Below are 23948 nucleotides of genomic sequence, written 5' to 3' on the forward strand. Positions count from 1 at the left end.
ACGATAGACAATACTGTGACCAATAAACCAGTCATGCTACTATCAACTTTTCATAATCTGCGACAAGTCGCAATATTCTTTGGCGTGAGGGCGGAGGAAATAGCTATTTTTGAGTTATAATAATGCTAAATATTCATCTGGCCTGGCTGATATCATCAATCTATTCGTATTGCTATTGCTGCCTGTTTGCTCATATAGATTGGCTGCTATGGACGTGTCGCCAGTATGAAGGTAACGGAGCCTGATTGATTATGCGTGTGACATCTGAAAAACAAATACCAAAAAAAATCAATGCATGCGCACATGCACATCACTTGGGCACGCCACGTATTGTCTACGAGTCACCTGCCACCACACAATCCTATCTCTTCCTCTCCTCCTTCGCCTTTATTGTCAGTGCTGGCATTATTGGTGCGTATGCATTCCTCTATGACCAGATATTTAGTACCTGGCCCGCCTTGCAGTCCTGGATGGTGGTCATAATTGGACTGGCATGGTTTTTGATTGGACTATGGATGCTCATGACGCCTGCCGTCACCATTCATCTGCGCGTATTCCTCTGTCCTAAAGGCATTATCTATGTGCGCCGCCACCCGGATATCATCCGTTGGGATGACATCCGGGAACTTTCCAAAGAATTGAAAATGGATCGTGCTGCAACCGTGTTGCGCGGATATAAGATTGTTCGTCGGGATGGGGCTGTTTTTCTGTTAGAGAACGATCTACCCCACCTGGATCGCCTGGGAGGATTTATGGAGCGTGAAATCACACGTTACCTGTTGCCCCAGGCGCTGGCGAATTATGATATGGGTCAACCACTTACCTTTGCTCATCTCACTATCACTCCACATGGCATTATCTATCAACCCGCGCAACAACTCCTCTCCTGGCATGAATTTCAGCGCATCAGTCTCGATGAAACTACCCTTAACATCTATCGCCTGGGTGATAGCGGGGCCTGGCTTACCTTGAGCCTGGCGGGATTTCCCAATACCTGGATCTTCAAGGGGGTGCTTGAATATGCTATCAAGCAAGCACGTATCCCTGCTTTGGAGCCTCTCTCGGTCCCTGCTCGCCCCTCTCATCTGGTCGCCTATGATACTGGAGGAGCCATTGCCTTTGGTCCCTTTGCCATCAGCCGAGACGGCATCGACCTCTATAGCCAGCAAGAATTTCTCCCCTGGGAAGAGATCGCCAGCATTGGCGTCAACGAACACGAAGTCATCATCAAACGCAACGCCGCCACCGACCAGTGGTATACCCTTCCTATCTGGACTATCACTGATGTCGCCCTCCTCAAACAACTCATTGATTATGCCCTCTTCCCATAAGAATGTATCTTGCTCCCAGTCTCATCGAGAGTTTGTCGGCAGGTGTGTGCGAAAACGCGTGTGCGAAGACCTGGGAGTCTGAACATTCTAATAATCCTGATCCAGCTGAGGTGGGAGAGACTATACCAGTACTTTTGCCCATCTGATACATGCTAAATTTGTCAGGCTGCGTTCTTTCTCCCGGCCAGGAATGCCCTGCGTCAGCCGATCTCTCTCTGCGTTTAAGCCATGCCTGCTATGAAACAATTTGATGTGCTATGAGTAGCTATAGAGCACCATGAGCGGATAACGTTAAATAGAGAATAGCGGCACTTCGGGATATGTATAAGGCTGGATTGGATTGTCTCTTTCCTCTCTATCTATCAAAAACTATAAGTGATAGAAGTGTGGCCTGTATCTCTCTGGCAGTATTGGTTGTTGGTAGGAGCGTGAAGAAGTGGGACAGGCATCCTAGCCAACTTTGCGTTACTCCTTCGGTATGATATACTAAACCCGTTGTCCCAGTATGCTCAATCCTACATATAGGATCGTCTAAATTCTGATCATCCATCTTGAATTTGTGGGCAATTTCTGGCTTGCCGAATGCTCTGAGCGCGCTTCTGGCGGCCTTCGCCTCATTTCTATGGATGGCAGCAAACGGAGATTTCAAACAGTCTGACTGTTGTAGAATTGAAGGAGAGCGAGCCGTGACTACACAACCTACTTCAGGTGGAACCGCTGGCACTGAGGCTTTCGCTTCAGGACAACCCGGGGCGCAACGGACCTCTGGCAATTTATTGGCTACAGAGGGGTTTGTCGTTGGTATTGAGTTGAGCAGTAGCGGAGCGCGTCAATCTGTAGCTCTGGCGGATTTGAATGGTACTATTTTGCATCGTGTTCGCCGTCCCCTGGAGTATGCTCCCGATACACAGACCGTTCTTGGCTTGTTGGATGAGATGATTGCTGAGGTGGCGCATCCTGATCGTCTGCGTACCGGGCGGAATATTGAACCGAGAATCCTGCGTGTTGGAGTGGCTGTGGGTGGTCTGGTAGAGGCACGTGAGGGTCTCGTGAAGCGGTTTCATCATACCCCGGGTTGGATAAATTTCCCACTTCAGGACTATTTTGCGGAAAAGTTGGGCGCACCGTGTATTATAGATAATAATGCCAATGCGGCTGCACTTGGAGAATATGTGCGAGGTGTGGGTCAGGGGGAACGCGGCATCTTTTATGTCGGCCTGGGGCGTGGTATTGGCGGTGGCCTGGTGATTAATGGACGTATTTTTCGTGGCGCGACCTGTACCGCTGGCGAAATTGGTCATTTCTTCGTGAAAGAGGATGGCCCGATCTGTTCCTGTGGTCAGGCGGGACATCTCGAAGCCATTGCGTCAGTACAGGCGATTGTGCGTACAATGCTGGATCTTTCTTCTGAATATCCAGAGACTGCGGCGACGCTGCAGCGGGTCACTGAGGGGGATACAGAACATATTAGCGTTGACCAGATCTTTCGACTGGCGGAAGAGGGTGATCCCATCGCGCAACGTGTCGTTCACGATGTTTATCATTATCTGGGCATGGCACTTACCAACATCGTACATCTGGTCAATCCCAGCATGATTATTCTGGGTGGCCCTGGATCAAGCCCTGGCGAGCGTTTAATCGCTCCCTTGCGTGAGCGTATCCAGAAGTATTGTTTGCCAGAGGCCAGCCAATCTTTACGTATCGTGCAGAGTGCTCTGGGGCCCGAGGCGAACTTATTGGGTGCCGTTACTCTGGCGTTACAAGACCTATAAATACTTATAACATTCAGACATGCCAGCTGGGTGGTCGATGTTTGGTCACTTATCTGAATGCAAGGACGTATAAGTGCGTAATCTTGAGAGGCTTACAGTGGAAACAGGCCGGGTCATTCAAAGACGCTACCTGCTACAACGCTTGATACAGCAGGGGCAAACTTCTGCTGTCTACCAGGGGTTCGACCAGGTATTGCAACGTACAGTTGCAGTTAAAGCGGCAGCAGTGGAACATATTTCCATCTATCGTGCTGCCATTCGCGCAACTGCACAGTTTACCCATCCCAATATTATTGGCATCTATGACCTGATTCTTGAGCCTGATGCCTTATATATTGTACAGGAATATGTTGATGGCGATGATTTTGGCACATTGTTGCAATCCCAACTCTCGCCATATTATGTGGTTGATCTGGGCGTGCAGATTTGCCAGGCACTGATGTATGCCGCAACCCCATCGCGCAAAATATGTCATGGCGATTTAACTCCTGCTGCGATTGTGCGTGACCGCCGTGGATTTGTACGCGTCAATAATTTTGCCTTGCCCGGTGATGTTCATTATTTTTCAACCTGGAATATCCTGGGTGGTGGACCTACGCCTTTTTCTGATCCCGATTTGCCGGTTGGTCAGGCCAGCGAGGGGCGCTATGCTGACGATACCCGTGCGGTTGGTCTTCTGCTCTATCAATTACTCACTTCAGGACGTAGCGCTGATGCGCGCACTGTCGAGCCTCCTACCGACGGACGTTTACGCTTTATGCGCAACACGCCCCCCGAGGTCTGTGAAGTCGTTGCCCGCACTGTCATTCGCCAGCATCCCCAGAATATTTCAGCCGCCGAAGCACTGCATGCTGAATTAAAGAAGCTCGCTGATGCGTTAGCGCCTGCTATACCCGTTCCGGCTATGGCTCAGCCCGCACCAGCGTTAGCCTATCAGGTGGCTGAAGAACCTGCGGGACGTGCCGCGCAAGCGCAATTTATGCCTGTGCGTACCGGTCTCCTCAGCCAGCCTCTGGGAGCCAGTCCCGATTCCACTTCACTATCTGGTGCCGGGAATGATTTCCCGACCCGCGTGGATGCTAATGAGCGCATGGTGAGGCCTGAACCGACTACGGGGGCCTCTTTTGATATGTCTATGAGTTCTCAGCTTGCGGCCGCCCGCCAGGCAGCATACAACGAAGGCACACCAGCCAAACGTGTCAATATGCCTCTCATCATCATTCTGGGCCTCTTCCTATTTGCCCTCTTCTTTGGCATTGGTTATTATTTATCAACTCTCCTCATCCACTAACTATAGAACCTTTTCCCATGCGGAAGTGCAGGAGGACAGCAATCCTCCTGCCGACGCGCGGAGATTGCTCTAAAAACTCTTGAATAATGGCGGGGTTTATGGTATGCTTTAAGCGCAAATTCTTCAAAATAACTATAAGTGCTGCGTAAGGAGCATTCAATGAGAACAGCATCAATCACATTTTCCACCATTGCTGCCACTGTCCCCAGCAGCCTCATTGGGATTGAGTGCTCTCTCTAAGCAGCAAGAATAGCTTCGCTTTTTCACTTCTTGTGTGTTTGATCGATGAGTCACACCCTGCGGTTACTTATTACCGTATATAATTATGTCTACATGACTGATTATATCTACGGGCCGCAGTGAATACTGCTGAACTCATGATCCCGGGACCTGATGTGCACTCTTCCCTCCTAATAATATTCGCTCTGTAATCGTCTTTACGAAGACATTTGAGGAGTGCCATTCTATGCATTCTAAGCACAGCAAGTTTAATGCCTTTACCGTCTATCTCTGGATTGCTGGCCTGGGCGCGTTTGCGCAATCCATCATTTTTACTTTGAGTATGGTCTATCAAATTGAGACGGTAAAACTCAATCCATTACAATTGGTCCTGGTGGGTACGACATTGGAAACAGCTTGCTTTATCAGTCAGGTGCCGACGGGTATTCTGGCCGATATGTACAGCCGTCGGCTGGCGGTCATTGTGGGCTATCTTTTGATGGGTCTTGGCTTTCTCTTAGAGGGCATGCTCCCGACCTTTTTCGTGATGTTGCTGGCTCAAATACTCTGGGGCTGTGGCGCGACCTGTGTCAGCGGCGCTGAGGAGGCCTGGTGTGCCAGCGAGATCGGCGAGGAACGCGTGGGTGCAGCTTTTCTGCGTAGTTCACAACTCGGTATGCTTGCTTCGCTGTTGGGCATACCGCTGGGCATCGGATTGGGATTACTGCGGCTGAATTTGCCGATTGTCGTCGGAGGTGTCGTTTTTATCCTGCTGGCTCTTTTCCTTTTCTTCTGGATGCCGGAGCGCAACTTTCAGCCCGCGCCACATACCGAACGCAGTTCCTGGCGTGCGATGGGACAATTGATGGCGGATGGCGGTCAGGCTGTACGCCGCAGTCGGATGTTGCTGACGATTCTTTGTATCACGGCCTTTGTTGGCATGGCGAGCGAAGGTTTTGATCGTTTACAGACCGATCATTTTATCCAGGATTTCGCGTTTCCGTCCTTTTTTCACCTGCCACAACTAATCTGGTTTGGCATCATCGCTGAAGGCTCGCACCTGCTCTGTCTGACTGCCACAGAACTTGTGCGCCGTTGTGTCAATACTAACAATCAGACATTGGTCATTCGTGTCATGTCTGGTTTGCAAATCCTGTTAATTGGCAGCATCATCGTCTTTGCGCTCACTGATAATTTTTATCTGGCTCTGCTCTCCTTCTGGTGTGCCAGTATTGGACGGCGTGCCGATGCGCCACTCTATAATACCTGGATTGTTCAGAACAGCGAGCCGCGCATACGAGCCACCGTCATATCCATGTTTGGACAGGTGGATGCCATTGGACAGATCGTAGGTGGACCGGGTATTGGCTATCTTGGTAGTGCCCCCTCCTTGCGCGCTGCGTTACTGGCTACCAGTGCCATCCTCACGCCCAATCTTATCTTCTTTGCGCGGGCGCTCGGTATAAGCAAAACAGCTCCCATCTATGCCATTGAGGAAAGCGCGGTCAGCATTGCAGAAACGGTTCTCGATGCAACTGGACTTGACGTGAGTTAGAAGGAGATGTTATAGTCTGATCAATAAATAAGTGCATATCATAAAGCAATGAATGGGATATGTTGGATCGGTCCCCGATTCTTAAGAGAGCAATGTCCAGGCTGCAAGCATTGCGTTTCGTTCCAATCCGATGACACCCATGAGCTAACCAGCGAACCATAGCGCTGGCTATCCAGTAACTGGTTTTCGGTTGTGCGCCCGTTATCGCGCAGCGGTTTCGTCGTTATCCCACTGTTTATATATGATGAGCAAGTGAGCGCGACCGAACCGACTGAGATTCCACTTCTACCAGCCTTTGCAAACGGGCGCGTAGGAGCGTGGAATAAAAGGTGGTGGTACCACGATAGGCGCATAGGCCCCTCGTCCTCCTGGAGGATGAGGGTTTTTTTATTGTCCTTTTCCAGCTATAACCTGCGATATCTTTGTTGATGTCTATGCACAGAAGGAGCGAGATGATGAATAACGACGGCGACGATAATGATCGCGAGGAAGGCACTGGATGTCTGTAACAGAATGTATGCAGGCTTGTCAGGTGTCCTTCCTCTTTGAAACAGCCTGACAAGCCTGCAGATGTTTTTATCAGATAGCAAGGAGTTTTTCTCATGGAACGTATCCGCACCAGCGAAATCTCATCTCATGTTGGCACGCGTATTCGGGTTGCTGGCTGGCTGCATTCATTCCGCCGTCTAGGTGGAATTACCTTTCTTGTCGTACGTGACGGCTGGGGAATAATGCAGGCCGTGGCTGAAAGCGAGGCTGAAATTGCGCCGCTCTTAGCTGCCGAGGCTGGCCTGGAAAGTATTATTGTGATCGAGGGTCAGGTGATTGGTACAGCGCAGGCTCCGGGAGGATGTGAACTGCACGACCTGAGCATTGAGATTCTCAGCCCTATCTCCGAAGTTCCGCCTATTATGCTCAACAAGACCAAACTCAACGCTCAGCCTGCAACCTTACTGGATCATGCGCCGGTTGCCAATCGGCATCCACAGCGCCGGGCCATCTTTCGTCTCTCGGCTGGGATTATCGCAGCCTATCGCCGTATCTTAACCGAGCGTAACTTTACAGAAATTCAGACTCCCAAAATCGTAGCAGCTGCTACTGAAAGCGGGGCTAACGTCTTCCAACTAGACTACTTTGGACGTCCGGCTTATCTGGCCCAGAGCCCACAATTCTATAAGCAGATCATGGTTGGTGTCTTTGAGCGTGTCTTCGAGGTAGGACACGTCTTCCGCGCCGAGCCGCACGACACCACGCGCCATCTCAACGAATACATTAGCCTGGATGCTGAATTCGGCTTTATCGACAATCATACTACCGTCATGGCCTTATTGCGTGACGTTATTGGTTTTATCCTCAATAGCTTGAGCGAAAATTACAGTCCCGAACTGGAACTCTTACATACTCGCATACCTACTATGCCTGCTGAAGTCCCCTCCATCCATTTCGCGGACGCGCAGGAACTTATCCTCAAACTGCATCAAGTCGATGTGCGCGGTGAACCAGACCTCTCGCCACAGGATGAGCGCTGGCTGGGCGCGTGGGCGCAACAGGAATTCCAGAGTGACTTCTTATTCGTTACTGGTTATCCTATGCGTAAACGGCCCTTTTATACGCATCCAGATCCGCAGTGTCCGGAATATTCCAACTCGTTTGACCTGCTTTTTCGCGGAACTGAACTCGTCACAGGAGGGCAACGCCTGCATCTGCATCAGGACTACATAGTGACCCTTGAGCGTGCCCATCTGCCCATCGCAGCATTTGACTACTACCTGGAAGCATTTAAATACGGCATGCCACCGCATGGAGGCTTTGCTATCGGACTTGAACGCCTGCTCATGCAGTTACTCGGCATCCAGAACGTCAAACTCACAGCCACTTTTCCCCGTGACCTCAACCGCCTGGTCCCGTAGACGTTAAAACTGAACGCGTTGCAAGGGCACGCTTTGAGCCATTTCAGGGTCATGGAAGCCATCCATGACCCTGAAGGTGGGCGCCTCGGCTCGCTGCGGCTCGTCTTCTGCGTCAAACAGAGGTGATGAGGACCATGCTGGCATATTTATCAAACAAAGTATCATTATTGGAATAGTAACTTGACAGACATAGTAATATGATGTATAATCCCAATACGAGGTGATGATATGAGTGAAAACAAACTTACTTCTGACCTGCTGCGCGGACATACCGATACGATGATTTTACGCCTCTTATCGGAAGCTGACCGCTACGGCTACGAGATTGTCAAGCTGATTGCTGAGCGCTCGGGTGGGGACTATGAATTAAAGGAAGCCACGATGTACTCCAGCGTCCGGCGGCTTGAGGTGGACGGTGATATCGAATGGTATTGGGGCGATGAATCTCAGGGCGGAAGGCGGAAATATTTCAGGATTACTGAAAAAGGGAAAGCGACGTACGATCGCAACAAACGCAACTGGGAGTACGCGAAGCGCGTACTGGATAACCTCTTGTAAAGGAAATGTGTTGTTATGAATGAGAAATTGACCAACTATGTCAACGGCGTTTTTGCTCCCTACGATGGGGTAAAAAGCGCGACCGAATTAAAGGCTGATCTGCTCGCCGATTTGTTGGAGCGCTTCCGGGAACTCAAAGCTGAGGGTAAGGATGATGAAACTGCCTTTGACATGACCATTGAGAGTATCGGCGACATTGAGCAAACCGTCCAGGAGGTCGCCAACCTCTCCCACTCGCTGGAGCGGCAGGTGTTCATAAACTTGAGTGCAAGTAATTTGCCAAAGAGCGACTTTGCGGGTGTTATCGCGCATCAAGGAAATTTTAAAGCGAGCGCGTTGCGCGGCTCTGACTTTACGGGCGCAGACTTAACCGGGAGCTCGTTTCGGGGCAGTGACGTCCGTGAAGCCACGTTTGCTGGCGCCAATCTGACCGATTGCGACTTCTCCACCCTTGACCTTGCGGATGCGAACTTCCGTGAAGCCATCCTTGTGCGCACCAACTTCAACGCGTCGGGGCTGGTCGGAGCACAATTCATCGGAGTCAAGCTGACTGATGTCAAATTCACGAAGACTGACCTGCGAAAAACCACCTTTGAAAGCTGTACCTTTCTGGGCGTAGACTTCCACTATTCCGACCTGAGCGGACAGCAACTTGATGGGCAGACCTTTATCGGCGTCACGTTTGACCTGCCGGCACTGAAGGATGTTTCGTTTCAGGGCGCGACCCTCAAAAATGTGTCTTTCCGCCCGGTAGGTCTCTGGTCTCTGAAGCGTGCTATACAATCCATTCACTTTGACGGCGCGATGATGGATAAGTTAACGTATGCCGCGCTCAAAGGCCTGGGAGCTGATGTATCGAAGGCGACTGTCCTCTCATAAGGAAAAGATTGTGCAAAACATTTCAATTCAGGTAGAAGATCTACAAAAATCCTACAAGAAGCTCACAGTCTTAAAAGGCGTGAATTTCACTGTGGAGCAGGGCAGCATTTTTGCCCTGCTTGGCTCCAACGGCGCGGGCAAGACAACGCTTATCAAAATCCTCACTACGCTGCTCAAACAGGACGGCGGAACTGCCATCGTCAACGGATTTGATGTTGCGTCAAAGCCAGACCACGTGCGGCAATCACTGAGTCTGACCGGGCAATTTGCCGCCGTGGATGAGATTTTAACCGGGCAAGAAAATCTGATCATGATCGCCAGGCTCCGACATCTCAAACATCCGCGCCAGATTGCCGACGAGCTACTGACACGCTTCGGTTTAACCGATGCCGCAAACCGCAGGGCGTCGACGTATTCAGGCGGTATGCGCCGCAGGCTTGATCTGGCCATGAGCCTGGTGGGAACACCGCCGATCCTGTTCCTGGACGAGCCGACCACCGGGCTTGACCCCGAGGGACGCATTGAGGTGTGGAAAGTGGTGAAGGAGCTGGCGGATAGTGGCATCACAATCTTCTTGACCACGCAGTACCTGGATGAGGCGGAACAGCTGGCCGATCACATTGCCATTCTCCATGAGGGCACGATTATCGCCAGCGGCACGCTCATGGAGCTAAAAAAGCTGTTTCCAGTGGCTTCGGTGGAGTATGTTGAAAAACAACCAACCTTGGAGGAGATATTTCTTGCCATCATTGGCAAAAAGGAGGATCAGTAAATGGAAACGATACAGAAACACTTTTTCAGCGATATGAGCGTGATGCTTGGTCGTTCCATGCGCCATATTTTCCGCAGTATGGACACCATCATCACGGTCACGATCATGCCTATTGCGTTTATGTTGCTGTTCGTGTATGTGTTCGGCGGCGCAATTCAAACCGGGACAGCTAATTATGTCAATTACTTGTTACCTGGTATCTTACTGATTGCTATTGCGAGCGGGATATCCTATACGGCTTTCCGTTTGTTTACTGATGTGCAACGGGGTATCTTTGAGCGATTTCGCTCCATGCCGATTGCCCCTTCCACCATGCTGTGGGGACATGTCCTGACCTCGCTGGTCTCCAACGCGATTTCGGTGGTGGTCATCATTCTCGTCGCGTTGATTATGGGCTTTCGTTCGTCGGCGGGCATCCTGTCATGGCTTGCCGTCGTCGGTATACTCGCGTTGTTTACGCTGGCTTTAACCTGGGTTGCGGTGATTGCCGGACTGACCGCAAAATCGACAGACGGGGCAACTGCATTTTCGTATCCGATTATCTTCCTGCCCTTTATCAGCTCGGCGTTTGTGCCAACCAGATCGATGCCACTGGTCGTCAGGGTCTTTGCCGAAAATCAGCCAGTGACGGCGATCGTGGATACCATCCGTGCGTTACTGTCTGGACAGCCAGTGTCTAACAATATATGGGTTGCTCTTGCATGGTGCGTCGGCATTCTGGTTGTGGCCTACCTCTTTGCGATGTGGGCCTATAAAAAGCGCGTGTAAAAAGAGCGCAGTATCCGAGGACCAGTTCTAAGCCAGCAACCCCTTAGCGGAATTTTGAGGGGGGGTTATGTCGGGACCTCGATTTACCGAAAAGATGAAGCATAATCTCAAGCAAAAAAGGATCTCTCATCAAATGATGAGAGATCCTTCTGGTTTGGGTGGACCTGAGGAGACTCGAACTCCTGACCTCCTCCATGCCATGGAGGCGCTCTACCAGCTGCGCTACAAGCCCATATTGTGTTTGCCGCTTACAAGAAATAATTATAGCAGGTCCTCTCCCTATTTGCAATAGTTTTTTCGATTTTTTTTCTCTTTAAAATATTGCTTACTTGTTTCATTGTCTTCGTGTCTTTGGTTCTCCGTCTTTGCGGGTGAAAGCGGGGTGCAGGGGCGGCAGCCCATAGGTACGAACAGAAGGCTTTTCAAGCGGGATTGCAAAGGGCGGCCAGCCCTTTGCCGGGGTTTGGGGTGTCCACAAATCCCCCTTTTTCTTCTTTTCTTCGCCGCCGCATGCGGCGGCGAGAGGGATGTAAGAGACCGGGGCATAGCCCCGGGCCCCAGGTTAAGGGTTGTACCCTTAACAAATCCCCCCTCCTCTCAATCCCCCGAAAAGATAGAGAGCCACATCATCCAGGGGATGTAGCTTACCGTGTGTAACCGCGCCGTAAATATACGGTTTTATATGATAATGATGTGCGGTTAGAGGCCGGGTTGGGTCATGCTTTCAGGATTCAGGATGCGGTCGAGTTCTGCGTCGGAGAGCTGGGTTTTTTCACGGGCAACTTCTCGGACGGTCTGGCCGGTTTGATGGGCCTGTTTCGAGATAGCTGCCGCTGCATCGTAGCCGATGACGGGGGCTAGCGAGGTACAAATCGCCAGGCCACGCTCGACCATCTCTGGTCCTTTGCTGGTTGCTTTGAGTCCCTTGATACATTGATGATCGAAGTTACGAGCCGCCGCCGCCAGCAGACTGATGGATTGCAGGATGTTGTGCGCTATCACTGGCATCATGACGTTGATTTCAAAGTTGCCGGATTGTCCAGCGATGGTGATGGTTGTATGGTTGCCTATGACCTGTGCGCAGACCATACAGACGGATTCCGCGATTACTGGATTCACTTTACCTGGCATGATCGAGCTGCCGGGTTGGACGGCAGGCAGTTCAATTTCGCCAATACCTGCGCGTGGGCCAGAGCCCAGCCAGCGAATATCGTTGGCGATTTTCATCAGGCTGACAGCGATTGTATTGAGCACTCCGCTGGCCTCGACCACGTTATCCATGGTGCTCTGGGCCTGGAAGTGATTCCCTGTCTCTCTGACCTCAATACCGTTGAGTGTAGAGAGGCGTTCGCAGACACGAGTCGCGAAGACTGGATCGGTATTCACGCCTGTACCGACGGCTGTTCCTCCCAGTGCCACTTCTGACAGTTCACTCTGCGCATGATTCAGACGGATAATCGCACGCTCGATCTGACTCGTATAGCCCAGAAATTCCTGTCCCAGGCGAATCGGGGTTGCGTCTTGCAGATGGGTACGGCCAGTCTTAATCACAGGCATAAACTCTTCGGCTTTATCCCCCAGCGTATTCTGTAATCCCAGCAGGGCTGGAACTAATTCCTTTTCAATGCTGAGCTGGGCCGCAAGATGAATGGCACTTGGAATAACATCATTGGAGGATTGCCCAAAGTTGACATGGTCGTTGGGATGAACTTTTTTTGAGCCCCGTGCACCACCCAGTATCTCACTGGCCCGGTTGGCAATCACTTCGTTGGCATTCATATTAGTAGAGGTACCTGAGCCAGTTTGAAATATATCCAGTACAAAGTGTTGATCCAACTGCCCGTCGATAACCTCTTGCGATGCTTGCACGATAGCATCCGCGATAGTAGCATCGATATGCCCCAGGTCTGCATTTACCTGAGCTGCTACCTGCTTGATCTGTCCCAGTGCACGAATGAATGCACGTGGAAAACGTAGTTCACTGATGGGAAAATTGAGGACTGCACGTTGCGTACTTGCGCCATAGTAAACATGATTGGGTACCTGCATTTCACCCATAGAATCGCGCTCAATGCGGGTATTTTGAGTTGTCTGCGACATAGAACCTCCTCTTCGAGCATGGTGTATCACTCAGTCATTATATCACCCCGCCGCGCTCTATTAATTGTGTGGCGCATAAAATGTCCAAAGAACGTTTTATGCGCCACACAATGATATGCTTCAGACGTCAAGCCTTATCTTCTTGTTGCTCAGTGTAATCTTCGTCTATAATTGTAGATATAAACTCGTCTGGCTGTAATTGGAAGAGGATAGGAAAATATGCTACTTGAGGTGACAATTCGGAAGCTCCTTGTGAATGGGGACCAGTGGGCTAGCTGGCGGGGCTATCATATCCCTGTTAGCGATCAGTATTTTGTGATTTGGACTCCCATGGGAACCGCCATGCATTGGAAGCCTGGAACATGGACCTCGGTCAAACATACCCTGGTCTATTTCTGGTCGGATGCCTGGCATACGTTGCATGCTCACTATAACGATCAGGGAACATGCATTGGTGTCTATTGTGATGTGGTGCTTCCGCAAGCTTACGATAAACAAACTGCCAATGTTGCGCCGGAGCTTGTGTATATTGATCTCTATGTAGATGTCGTGGTCGAGGAAGATTTCAATGTCTATACAAAGGACCAGGAAGTTTTTGAGCGTGCTGCACGCAAATTCCCCCTGGTTAAGCAGTCCCGTCAGCAATCCTATGCGGCGCTAGATCTGCTTGAGCAGCAGGCTAAAAGCTGGACGGGACCTTTCGCAGTCATTCCACGCCAGCTTCCACGCACCGATTTTGCTCTGCTTGATCCCTTGACAGCAGCAGAGATCCTGCGTAGTGCCTCGCCTGCTTAAATTCTATCCAGGAAGACAATTTTCCAGAGCTTACCGTCTTTCTTCAGGGTGAGATGCGAATGATAATGCAGATGGGTGCTGCGATCAATGGTTGTGACCATACTGGTTGAATCGGTTGAGCCTGGATTGATCAACACGTCAGTCACAGGTCCATTATCGCCATCAGCTGCCTTTGCCATTTGGATAAAGACATCTTTGGTAAGCCGCTGACCTTTTTCTGTAGTGGCATTGTCTGTGAGATAACTATATGCGAGAGTATAATTTCTGGCTTTAATGGCCTGATAAAAACCAGCAACCGCCGGTATGCTCAATATAGCTGTTTTTGGCTCTGTTACAGGAGTGACATGACTACTTTGGCTACTTGTCCCCCGCGGAGGGCTAGCATTTGAGTTCGAGGAATCGCTACAGGCTACTAAAAAAAGTGTGCATAGCGCTATAAAAATACCTGAGAGAATGTATTTTTTCATAAATCATTCGCCTTTCCTTTGATATCGTGTATTGTACTTATATAATCCCCAATCGACAAGCCTTTAGGGAAATTGTCAAAATTGTGAAAGATGCTTGAGAGATATCCACTTACGCAGGATCACCAGGCCTTACGTTAAGAATTTGTAAATGGTATATTCTGATGTTTTGCGCAAAGAAAGAGTTCTTTGTTTGCTACTTTTTTCTGGCATTTGAACACCCTGTACCGCTCATGCTTTTCGATAATTAGCTGCTCGCACTGCCTTCTAAAATACATTGATCCCAGCAATACTAATTATTCCACAAAATACGATTTCTCTCAGTTTATTATACCGTAAAAGTACTTTATGACTACCTTTTTGCCGTAATGTTGTTATTTACAATTCAATGATTTATACATTATAATGTACGAATATATAAACGAGAAAAACTACTTTATTTTGCTTATGATGTACTGTTTTTTTGCCTGCTTTTTCACACAAAAATAAACCTATTCCTAAAACAGTATCTCTTTATTCTATCTCTGTTTTCGATGCAACGTATAGTGAACAATAACTGCAATGAAGGAGATTACGGATGATTTCCCGGAATCTAGCTACTGAGAACAAGTACTTCAGTTCTATTTTTGGCCCCTCTTCTGATCCACGACGACGGCTTTATGGGGTGATCAGCGTTTTGATTTTGCTGGGTATTATTGGTGGAACATTTTTATCGCTCAATCTCTTCTCCCTTATATCAGCCCATGCAGCAGCCAGCAATACTGCGGTGCTAACGTACAAAGGAGATAACTACCATACCGGTCAATATCCTAATGAGACGACATTAAATACGAGTAATGTGATTGCTTCCTCGTTTGGGAAGCGTATTTCCTATCCCGTTGATGGGCAGGTTTATGCGCAACCTCTTTATGTACCGAATGTCACTATAAATGGCTCTACTCATAATGTGGTCTATGTGGCAACCGAGCATGATAGCCTCTATGCATTTGATGCCGACCAGACAACCTCCAAGGCCCCCATCTGGCAGACTTCACTTTTGGGCAATGGGACTTCTCCCTCAAATGTCGATGTCTCCTGTAATGATATGATTCCTGAAGATGGTCTCTCCAGCACCCCGGTCATTGATCCTCAGACAAATACGCTCTATATCGTAGCTTTTACGAAAGAGAATGGAAACTTTATCTACCGTCTCCATGCGCTTGATCTGGCTTCAGGACAAGAGAAGGCCGGTAGCCCAACAATTATTCAGGGCTCGGTTGCTGGTAAAGGTACGGGTAGTGTCAATGGAAAGATAACTTTCAATGCTCAATATGAGCGCCAACGTTCAGCACTGCTTCTCTCTAATGGAAAGGTCTATGTCGCTTTTGGTTCCTTCTGTGATGTTGGTCCTTATCATGGTTGGATTATGAGCTATAGTTATAGCGGGGGCGTTTTACAGCAGTCTGCTATTTATAACTCTACTGCGAACGGCCAGGAGGGTGGCCTGTGGGCCGGCGGCGGCCCATTAGTAGCGGATAGTCAGGGGAATATCTACTTTAGCAGTGGTAATGGCGATTTCGATCTCAACGTCTCTGGTGGTGTCAATGCCAGTGACGCAATCCTCAAATTGACGTCCGACTTGAAGGTGTTGGATTACTTTGCTGCCTTCAATCAGGTCTGTTTGCAACAGGCTGATGCTGACCTTGGCTCTGGTGGCCCGTTACTCATCCCGGGTACGAGTCGTTTGATTCAAGCTGGTAAAGAGGGGCGTGTCTATGTGCTGAATACCAATAACATGGGCAAGTTCACCAACGATCCAAATTTGAGTTGCGCTTCTACATCCCCAGAACAAAAGCGCCAGGATGTTGATAAGATTGTGCAAGAGTTGTACCCCAAAATCATTGGCGGTATTTACACGGTACCTTCTTTCTATAACAATACGGTCTACTTTGGTGGTGTTCATGACAACATCAAAGCATTTGCATATGATCCGACCACTGGCAAATTGTCAGCTGGACCGACTTCACAGTCAGCGGAAACCTACAATTTTACCGGTGGTAACACGGTTATCTCTAGCAACAATGGAGCAGCCGGAACAGGTGTGCTCTGGGTTATTGATCCACTGGGCATCCTGCGGGCATATGACCCGACTAATCTGAGCCGTGAGCTTTATAATAGCAATTCAGGCCGTGATTCTTTGGATAGCTATGTTAAATTCTCAACACCGATTGTCGCGAATGGTGAGGTATTTGTTGGTACAAAAACCAGCCTGACCATTTACAGTACGTTGTCAACGCCTACCGGAACGCCAACACCAACGCCTACCGGAACACCAACACCACCTACTCCGACACCAACACCCGCTCCTGGTACTGCCAGCTTTAATAATGTTGGCATCAGTAGTGACACGCAGCCGGGAATTGGAAATTTCGATGGCGGCAATCGCAGCTACTCTGCCACAGCTCTGCTCTACAATGGTATTAATCCTGGTGACAATACATTCTACAAGGTCAGCTATAAAACAATGGTCTTTACCTGGCCGGATGTACCGGCTGGTCAGCCAGATAACTACGTTCCAGCAGGTCAAACTATTCCCGTTAGCAATCCCATTGCTAATGCTAATCTGTTAGGGTTCCTGGGCGCTTCCAGTGGCGGACCAACCTATGGTTCCGCAACCATTAATTATACAGATGGCTCAACTCAAAAGTTTACGCTTGGTTTTAGCGACTGGACTCTGGGAGGAGGCACAGCCCCTGTCTCTTTCGGTAATGGCAGACTGGCGACCATGTCGTATCGTAACACTGTGAATGGTTTCCAGGCCGTCAACAACTATGTGTTTTATGCGGATGTTACATTACAAGCAGGCAAGACTCCCCAGAGCGTTACGCTCCCGGCTCAAACGACGGGTGGACAAATGCACATTTTTGCCATCTCGACTGCTAATGGAACCATTACTACGAATCCAACTCCTACTGTACCGTATAATAACGTGGGCATGTCTTCGGATACAGCGCCTGCGTCTGGCAATTTCGACGGCACTGCGAGCAATCCTGGCAGCAGTTATTCCTCCCAGGCCGCCCAGGCAGTCGGGCTTATTCCCGGTACATCTGTTTATTCTTATGGATCAACCTTCATCTGGCCTGCTGCCGATTCAGGTACACCCAATAACTATGCTATTAATGGTCAAACGATTACCATTCCAATTTCGCCGGTTGCCAGTGCTCAAACCCTGACATTCCTGGGAGCCAGTACGAATGGAAACTCTCAAGGCTCAGCAACCATTACTTATGATGATGGATCAACCCAACCATTTATGCTTGGCTTTAGCGACTGGGTATTGGGTGGCGATATGCTGGCACCAGCGTATAATAATAAGATCGCACTTTCCATGCCCTATCGTAACCAGCATACGGGCAAGCAGGCATTTAATACCTTTGTATTCTATACAGATGTCGCATTAGCGCCTGCAAAAAATATCGTGAGTGTGACATTGCCCACAACTACGACCGGTGGACAGATGCACATCTTTTCGGTCTCCACAAAGTCTGATCCAAGCCTGGCCGTAGCCCCATATAACAGTCGGGGAACCAGTGCTGATAATCAGCCAGCATCCGCAGCCTTTGATGCCGGTGGTGCCAGCTATTCCCGTCAGGCTCTGCAAAATGCCGGGGTGACTCCTGGTGGCAATTTCAATATGAATGGTGCTACCTTTATCTGGCCGAGCGGAGTTGGTGCGACGGCGAATAATTACATCGCAGGTGGACAGGTTGTACCGGTGAACTCCGTCTATGGCGCTACTACGATTGCCTTCCTTGGATCTTCCATTAACGGGCCTTCGCAAGGAAACATTACTATCACTTATGCAGATGGCAAAACCCAGACTGAGAGCCTTGGCTTTAGTGATTGGACGTTAAATGCAGGCAAGCAAGCGCCAACCTATGGTAATCAGACAGCATTTAAACTGCCCTATCGCAACACTCCAGGCGGGAAACAAAATGTTTCCACTTATGTGTTCGAGTCTGAATTTATCCTGAGCTATAATGAACCAGTAGTCAGCGTAACGTTGCCGACCTCGGCCCAGACCGCTGGTCATATGCACATCTTTAGCGTCGCCACTCACTAGCTACACTTTTCGGTGTGCTAACAGAACAACAGGAGGGAGGGCTTAAAAAGCCCGCTCTCCTGTTTTTTATCCCCAACATTTGCAATCTGGATGTATCATGCAGAGAATAACCAAAGGAGATTTCTCATAGGATGAAGAGGAAGTAAGGATGATGGTGCCTGATTTATCGGATGAGCTGCGCCAGCAATTGGGGCAACAGGGGATTGTGGATTTCAGTGAGGTGGCTCTGCGGCAGGCGCTTGAACAACGAGTAGCTACCTATACTCTGATCAAGTTAGCGGATTGGCCCGCCCGCCGTTGGAAATGTCACTACCGCCTGTTGGTTAAAGAGGCTGTATATGACGCACAGAGCGTCCCTGAGGCCTATGCTCGCGCCATACTCTCTCTTTAAGCCTTACGCTACTCCAATGCCCCCGCAAGGGAGTAGAGGGTGCAGGGGGACAGTAGCTGCAAGGGAGGTGACAGTCCCACTGAAAGGAGCAGGGGGTGCAGGGGAAAAGCAGCTGCAAGGGAGGTGACAGTCCCACTGAAAGGAGCAGGGGGTGCAGGGGGACAGCAGTCCCACTGCCGGGGTGTGGGGTGTTCCCCACGCTTCCCTCATCTCTCTCCCCCGCCGAAGGCGGGATACAAGAGGCTTGACATGCCCACAGGTCGCAACTCCAGGCCTTTCTGCATAGCGCATGGCTGGCACATGCCAACAAAAAGAAGGAAAAACAATACTTTCTTGTCTATACCGTTACCTTGTTCCTATACTGTTGCTAATTTACTATCCATATCGTTTATTATAGTGAGGTAGGGGAAAAAGGAATAAGCATTTTTAAGAATATCCCCCCTTGTTTTTCGTTATTCTAATACGGGAAAGGAACCGCTACACTTATGCTACGTACCATGTGCAAAGGGAAGATTCATCGCGCCACTGTGACCCAAGCCGATTTGAATTATATCGGTAGCATCACGGTTGATCAGGATCTACTGGATGCCGCGAACATTTATCCTTACGAAAAGGTCCAGGTTGTGAACATTAATAATGGTTCTCGTCTGGAGACCTATACCATCGCGGGTGCTCGTGGTTCCGGCGTTATCTGCTTAAATGGTGCTGCAGCGCGTCTGACCGCTCCTGGCGATATCGTTATCATTATGAGCTATGCTTTGTATAGTGATGCTGAGATCCATGAATTGGTACCACAGATCGCTTTTGTGGATGAGAATAATCGTCTAACCGAGAAGAAAGAAGTTCCTCTGGTTGAGATGTTGCCCGATTATATTGATACATTAGAACCCGAAGTTGCTCTTTCCTAGTAGCTTCAAGTAGTCTGTTCATTCACCCTGAGGGGCTGGATGAATTGCTACTTCCCTCTAGCCTAACAAACGTTAGTTAGTACGTTTCCTCTTACTGGCCCTCTTTTTCCCAGAGCACCATGCAGAAGCGCGCTATAATCATGCTCTTTCTTGTGATAGAAAGAGAAGCTCAATGATCCATATAGAGCTTAGCTGAAATCCATTGAATTATCGTGGAGGTTGTGGATATGTAGCCTCTGCGATATTTTTTGCTCGTTTTTCCTTTTTGCTTATCCCGATTAGAATACTTATAATGAATGGTATTGGTTTTCTTTATGCTGCCTTTGGCGGCGAGTAGAGAGAGGATGGGATGAGGACACCCCAAACTCCGTCAGGGGAACTGTTGCCCCTTTGCACCCCTGCTTCCTTTGTGGTAGCGGAGAGTGTTGATGAGAGGTTAGGACCATGAAAGGGAAAGGGGGCCATACTGCTTATGTCTATGCGTATTACCGCGCTACAATCGCAGGTTAATGATCCTGATCGTATCAGCGTTTTTGTGAATGATCGCTTTTTGTTAGGGATGAGTACTTTGATTGTGCTCCAGATGGGACTGCGCATCAATCAAGAAGTAACGCCCGCTCTGTTACAGGAGATGGAGCAGGCGGAGGCATTGCAAAAAGCAGTAGATCGCACTTTGAATTATCTTGCCTCGCGCCCCCATAGCCGGGAAGAGGTGCGCCGCTATCTGCGCCAGAAACAGACGCCGCCCGAATTAATCGATCCCGTGCTGGAGCGCCTGGATCGCTTGAATCTTTTAAATGATGAGTCGTTTGCTTCGTTTTGGATTGAGTCGCGTGGGCGTTTTCATCCCAAGGGCGCGCAGGCCTTGAAAAGCGAGTTGAAGATGAAGGGAGTGGATAGCGAGGTGATCGATGAAATGGTGACTGGCGAGCAGGATGAGGAGCTGGCGCTGGAGGCGGGCCGCAAGAAGGCTCTATCTTTATTCCGTCAACCAGATCTTGATTTTAATACCTTTCGTGGTCGCCTGGGTCCTTTTTTGCAGCGCCGGGGTTTCAGCTATTCCGTGACCAAACACGCCGTGCAGACGCTCTGGCAAGAGCATACAGATGAGCCAGCAGAAGAGGATTTTTAATTTACAAAGTGTTTGATTCCCACTCCCAGCGGGATCTTGCTGCTCACCTGCTGGCAGGCGCATGCGCGCCTGCGCCCTTTTTAGTGTGTGGTGCAGAAAAAGTGCATAGAAATTTTCCTGCACCACACACTAAAAACTGTTTGAGCACCGCAGGCGCGAAAAAGCATGCACAGAGATTGTGGAGAGCATGGGAATCAAAGACTTTGTTAAGCTTCCCTGCTTCGCCAGAACCTGTATCAGGTGCTGGCGCTTTTTCGGCTCCGGCTGGATGTTGGACCGTTGAAATATCTGCTGGTTTTAAGATTAGGAGCGTGGGACGGTTGGAAGTTTGACCGCTGGAATAGCGGTCGGATTTAAGATGGTGATGTGAATCTGCTGGACGTTCGCTGGTATTGTATCTCCATAGGAGAGGTGTACTGAAGCGGTGGCTGTGTCCAGATTGGGCTGCTGGCGAATGATGGATTGCGCTTGCTTGAGATTGCTTCCTTTGAGCTGGTTTTTGAGCGTGGCGAGTATATTATCTGTGATTTGATAGCGCGATATGCCAGCGGCGGCAATGGCGATGGTGATGTTTCCATTGGCATCCTGACTACGAATGACGGGCTGTCCTACACGTGTCATAGCGTCGATCAAATCATAATTGCTACTCAGCTTACTCTTGAGCATCTGCAGGGCCAGATTTTGTACGTCTTTGGCCTGGAAATATTCAACGCTACCCTGTTCGTTGACGGTGACAGACATGGACTTACTGACCGTTCCAACAGCTGGATTAGCTGTGATAGTTCCATCGCTGTAGACGATGGTGCCGACGATGGTGCCGCCAATCAGCTTCGCCTGCTTATTGATATCCTGGGTGATCTGATATTTCAAGCCAGGTTTCACCTGGGCCGCGAGCGTACTGACATCCTCTAATGATACTGTTTCCTTGCACTCAAATATGCTGAGTACACAGCCACTGACGCCCGTAGGTCGTCCTTGCATTGATCCCTGTTGTGTACTGGTCAGGACGTTGGCTGGAATCACCTTCGCGCTGGCGTCAATTGTTTTGACGCCTGGTTTGGCTGTCAGGGTAAAGACACCATTGACTGTCTGCATCCGTGGCGCTATCAGCACGCTGGCCGTAGTTGATGCCTGTACAATGAGATAGGTGATACCAGCCATGGCTAAGAGAACCGCAAGGATCAATCCACCGAATATGGCGATTACAGAACCTCGACGTTTCCGCCTCGTTCGAGGTGGTTTGCTCTGACTCGTGGGACTTGCTACCTGCTGACGTTGCTCTTTGGCCGGGAGAAATTTGCGCCTGGGTCTGCTTACCTCTGCATCAATCTCAGTTGTCGGCGCATCATAATCCATTTTTTTGAAGGCCGTGTCTTTTTGCGATAGGGATGGCAGAATGGTGCCGTGGGTCTGCTGCGCGGGCACTGGTGCTGGCGTTAAACGTGCTGTCTGCGGAATAACAGGCATGTTATTGGCGGTATGCGCAGCCGGAATAGCTCGCTGGGGTCCACTCTCCTGCCTGAGCACACGTTTCGTAGCTGGCGGTATGCTGGGATGCTCACCGGATGATCCTCGTCTGACTGGTGGTCGCGAAGGTGCGTCTCCTCTGGCGGGCGGACGTGAGCTGGGTTCTGTTCCCTGCTGGCCCTGATGCGCACGCAGCGTTGGGGGTGGCAGATGGGGCTTTATTGGCTCTTGCTTTTCCTGTTCCTTCCATCTCTCTGCGGCTACCTCTGTCTCATCCTCCTCATCGAGCATGGGACCATTGCGGCGTGTACGGGAGATTTCCCCCTGCGCTGGCTGGACAGCCTGGACCGGGCGCATCTGTTGCGATGAGGTTAAAGATTTAAAGGCGTGATCAAAGGAGAGCAATAAATCATCGACACTGGCGAAGCGATCCTCTGGCTCTGTTTCCAGGCAGCGACTGATCACACTCATCAAAGGCATCGGGAGATTCTGTGGAGCTTCGGGTCGGGGCAGATCACCGGTCAGCATCAGATGCAGGATAACACCGAGCGAATAGATATCATTGCTGGGTGCGGCGATACCCTGTAAGCGTTCAGGGGCCATATAGTCAGCGGTCCCAAAATCTGGCCCATTGGTTGGCAATGGTCCGTTATTGAATATCCCTTGCGACCAGGCAATCCCAAAATCGATTAAGCGCACATATACACGATCACCATCCTCTTCTTTATCCAAGAGAATATTGGCTGGCTTCAGATCACGATGCACGATCCCGCGCTTATGGAGATAGGATACGGCGCGGCCAAGCGCGTTAAAGAGATGATGGACTTCGGTGATAGGTAGCGCGCCACGCTGTAAACGTTGGGCCAGTGTACCATCCTTAATATAAGGAGTCACAATGAACAAACGGCCCTGCTCCTCCCCAAATTCTAACAAGGGCAGGATATGGTTGTGTTTTAAGTAAGAGGCGACCTCGGCCTCGCGCACAAAGCGCTGACGGGCAATGGCATCATTGACAAGATCAGAACGAATAATTTTGATGGCGACTTCCCGTCCGAAGGCGCTCCGTTGATGGGCCAGGTAAACTTCTCCCATGCCCCCGACGTCGATGCGCCGTATCAACTCATAATTGCCAAATGATTGCAGAGCAAGCCCCTCTTCTTTGATATGTTGTTTTCGCTCAGAAACGAACCCAAAATTTTCGCTCATATAATTATTTCAGCTACCCGTAGGATAATTATTTCAGCTACCCGTAGGAGCGCGGCCTACCAGCAGGAGGTGCGAGGAGGACAGCCGTCCTCCTGTACCCGTAGGATAATTATTTCAGCTACCCGTAGGAGCGCAGCCTACCAGCAGGAGGTGCGAGGAGGACAGCCGTCCTCCTGCCGGGGTGTGGGGTGTCCCCACAACCTCCTCTTCTCCAACCGCCGTAGGCGGTTATACCTATTATGAATATTCAGCAATATTTGACATAACGTACATGCTATGTGCAGTATAGCACCTGTGTTATCAGAAGTGAAGAGTATACCACCATAAT

The 23948-nt window shown here is 49.8% G+C and carries 18 protein-coding genes and 1 tRNA gene; 14 read left to right on the forward strand and 5 right to left on the reverse strand.

Going from position 1 to position 23948, the window contains the following annotated elements; genetic code table 11:
* Nucleotides 1–251 precede the first annotated feature (251 nt).
* The 4 genes from F1593_RS01355 to F1593_RS01370 all read left to right on the forward strand — a co-directional run bounded on the left by F1593_RS01355 (nucleotide 252) and on the right by F1593_RS01370 (nucleotide 6168).
* Nucleotides 252–1331 carry a DUF6585 family protein gene (locus F1593_RS01355; RefSeq protein ID WP_149399566.1) on the forward strand — a complete coding sequence of 360 codons (1080 nt, stop codon included), beginning with the start codon at nucleotides 252–254 and terminating at the stop codon, nucleotides 1329–1331.
* A gap of 686 nt (nucleotides 1332–2017) precedes the next feature.
* Nucleotides 2018–3103, forward strand: coding sequence for an ROK family protein (locus tag F1593_RS01360; protein WP_172631779.1), 1086 nt, complete (start codon nucleotides 2018–2020; stop codon nucleotides 3101–3103).
* 73 nt (nucleotides 3104–3176) lie between these two features.
* Complete coding sequence (locus tag F1593_RS01365) at nucleotides 3177–4394, forward strand: protein kinase domain-containing protein (RefSeq protein WP_149399570.1); 1218 nt, start codon at nucleotides 3177–3179, stop codon at nucleotides 4392–4394.
* Nucleotides 4395–4860: 466 nt separating this feature from the next.
* Complete coding sequence (locus tag F1593_RS01370; protein WP_149399572.1) at nucleotides 4861–6168, forward strand: MFS transporter; 1308 nt, start codon at nucleotides 4861–4863, stop codon at nucleotides 6166–6168.
* Nucleotides 6169–6206: 38 nt separating this feature from the next.
* Here F1593_RS01370 and F1593_RS01375 read toward each other — a convergent pair whose 3' ends face one another.
* Nucleotides 6207–6521, reverse strand: a complete 315-nt coding sequence (locus F1593_RS01375; protein WP_149399574.1) for a hypothetical protein — start codon at nucleotides 6519–6521, stop codon at nucleotides 6207–6209.
* 249 nt (nucleotides 6522–6770) lie between these two features.
* Between F1593_RS01375 and aspS the strand changes: the two genes are divergently transcribed.
* The 5 genes from aspS (at nucleotide 6771) to F1593_RS01400 (ending at nucleotide 11055) form a co-directional block, all read left to right on the forward strand.
* Nucleotides 6771–8078 carry an aspartate--tRNA(Asn) ligase gene (aspS, locus tag F1593_RS01380; protein WP_149399576.1) on the forward strand — a complete coding sequence of 436 codons (1308 nt, stop codon included), beginning with the start codon at nucleotides 6771–6773 and terminating at the stop codon, nucleotides 8076–8078.
* A gap of 228 nt (nucleotides 8079–8306) precedes the next feature.
* Nucleotides 8307–8636 (forward strand): PadR family transcriptional regulator, encoded by a 330-nt coding sequence (locus F1593_RS01385; RefSeq protein ID WP_149399579.1) that lies wholly within the window; start codon nucleotides 8307–8309, stop codon nucleotides 8634–8636.
* Nucleotides 8637–8651: 15 nt separating this feature from the next.
* The gene (locus F1593_RS01390) at nucleotides 8652–9515 is read left to right on the forward strand and encodes a pentapeptide repeat-containing protein (RefSeq protein ID WP_149399581.1); all 864 of its coding nucleotides are present in this window, start codon (nucleotides 8652–8654) and stop codon (nucleotides 9513–9515) included.
* Nucleotides 9487–10287 carry an ABC transporter ATP-binding protein gene (locus F1593_RS01395; protein ID WP_149399685.1) on the forward strand — a complete coding sequence of 267 codons (801 nt, stop codon included), beginning with the start codon at nucleotides 9487–9489 and terminating at the stop codon, nucleotides 10285–10287. Before F1593_RS01390 ends, F1593_RS01395 begins: the two co-directional genes overlap by 29 nt.
* On the forward strand, nucleotides 10288–11055 hold the full coding sequence (locus tag F1593_RS01400; protein ID WP_149399583.1) for an ABC transporter permease: 768 nt from the start codon (nucleotides 10288–10290) through the stop codon (nucleotides 11053–11055).
* A 159-nt stretch (nucleotides 11056–11214) separates the two neighbouring features.
* Here the strand turns inward: F1593_RS01400 and F1593_RS01405 are convergent.
* Together F1593_RS01405 and F1593_RS01410 are read right to left on the reverse strand one after the other, a co-directional pair.
* Nucleotides 11215–11287, reverse strand: a tRNA-Ala gene (locus F1593_RS01405).
* Between the two features lie 467 nt (nucleotides 11288–11754).
* Nucleotides 11755–13155: a class II fumarate hydratase gene (locus F1593_RS01410; protein ID WP_149399585.1), complete on the reverse strand. Its 1401-nt coding sequence runs from the start codon at nucleotides 13153–13155 to the stop codon at nucleotides 11755–11757.
* A 219-nt stretch (nucleotides 13156–13374) separates the two neighbouring features.
* Between F1593_RS01410 and F1593_RS01415 the strand changes: the two genes are divergently transcribed.
* A complete protein-coding gene (locus F1593_RS01415) occupies nucleotides 13375–13950 on the forward strand; it encodes a ribonuclease FAU-1 family protein (RefSeq protein ID WP_149399587.1) in 576 nt (191 codons plus the stop codon).
* On the opposite strand, the gene F1593_RS01420 is transcribed toward F1593_RS01415, so the two are convergent.
* The gene (locus tag F1593_RS01420) at nucleotides 13947–14261 is read right to left on the reverse strand and encodes a hypothetical protein (protein ID WP_149399590.1); all 315 of its coding nucleotides are present in this window, start codon (nucleotides 14259–14261) and stop codon (nucleotides 13947–13949) included. The two genes, F1593_RS01415 and F1593_RS01420, sit on opposite strands and share 4 nt — an antisense overlap.
* A gap of 730 nt (nucleotides 14262–14991) precedes the next feature.
* Between F1593_RS01420 and F1593_RS01425 the strand changes: the two genes are divergently transcribed.
* The 4 genes from F1593_RS01425 to F1593_RS01440 all read left to right on the forward strand — a co-directional run bounded on the left by F1593_RS01425 (nucleotide 14992) and on the right by F1593_RS01440 (nucleotide 20947).
* Nucleotides 14992–18516 carry a beta-sandwich domain-containing protein gene (locus F1593_RS01425; protein ID WP_149399592.1) on the forward strand — a complete coding sequence of 1175 codons (3525 nt, stop codon included), beginning with the start codon at nucleotides 14992–14994 and terminating at the stop codon, nucleotides 18514–18516.
* Nucleotides 18517–18664: 148 nt separating this feature from the next.
* On the forward strand, nucleotides 18665–18907 hold the full coding sequence (locus F1593_RS01430) for a hypothetical protein (protein ID WP_149399594.1): 243 nt from the start codon (nucleotides 18665–18667) through the stop codon (nucleotides 18905–18907).
* 485 nt (nucleotides 18908–19392) lie between these two features.
* Nucleotides 19393–19815 (forward strand): aspartate 1-decarboxylase, encoded by a 423-nt coding sequence (gene panD / locus F1593_RS01435; protein ID WP_149399596.1) that lies wholly within the window; start codon nucleotides 19393–19395, stop codon nucleotides 19813–19815.
* Nucleotides 19816–20287: 472 nt separating this feature from the next.
* Nucleotides 20288–20947 carry a regulatory protein RecX gene (locus tag F1593_RS01440; protein WP_149399598.1) on the forward strand — a complete coding sequence of 220 codons (660 nt, stop codon included), beginning with the start codon at nucleotides 20288–20290 and terminating at the stop codon, nucleotides 20945–20947.
* 303 nt (nucleotides 20948–21250) lie between these two features.
* Here the strand turns inward: F1593_RS01440 and F1593_RS01445 are convergent, their stop codons facing one another.
* Nucleotides 21251–23620, reverse strand: a complete 2370-nt coding sequence (locus F1593_RS01445; RefSeq protein WP_149399600.1) for a serine/threonine protein kinase — start codon at nucleotides 23618–23620, stop codon at nucleotides 21251–21253.
* Nucleotides 23621–23948: the final 328 nt, after the last annotated feature.

The organism is Dictyobacter arantiisoli (assembly GCF_008326305.1).
GTDB classification, from domain to species: Bacteria; Chloroflexota; Ktedonobacteria; order Ktedonobacterales; family Ktedonobacteraceae; genus Dictyobacter; species Dictyobacter arantiisoli.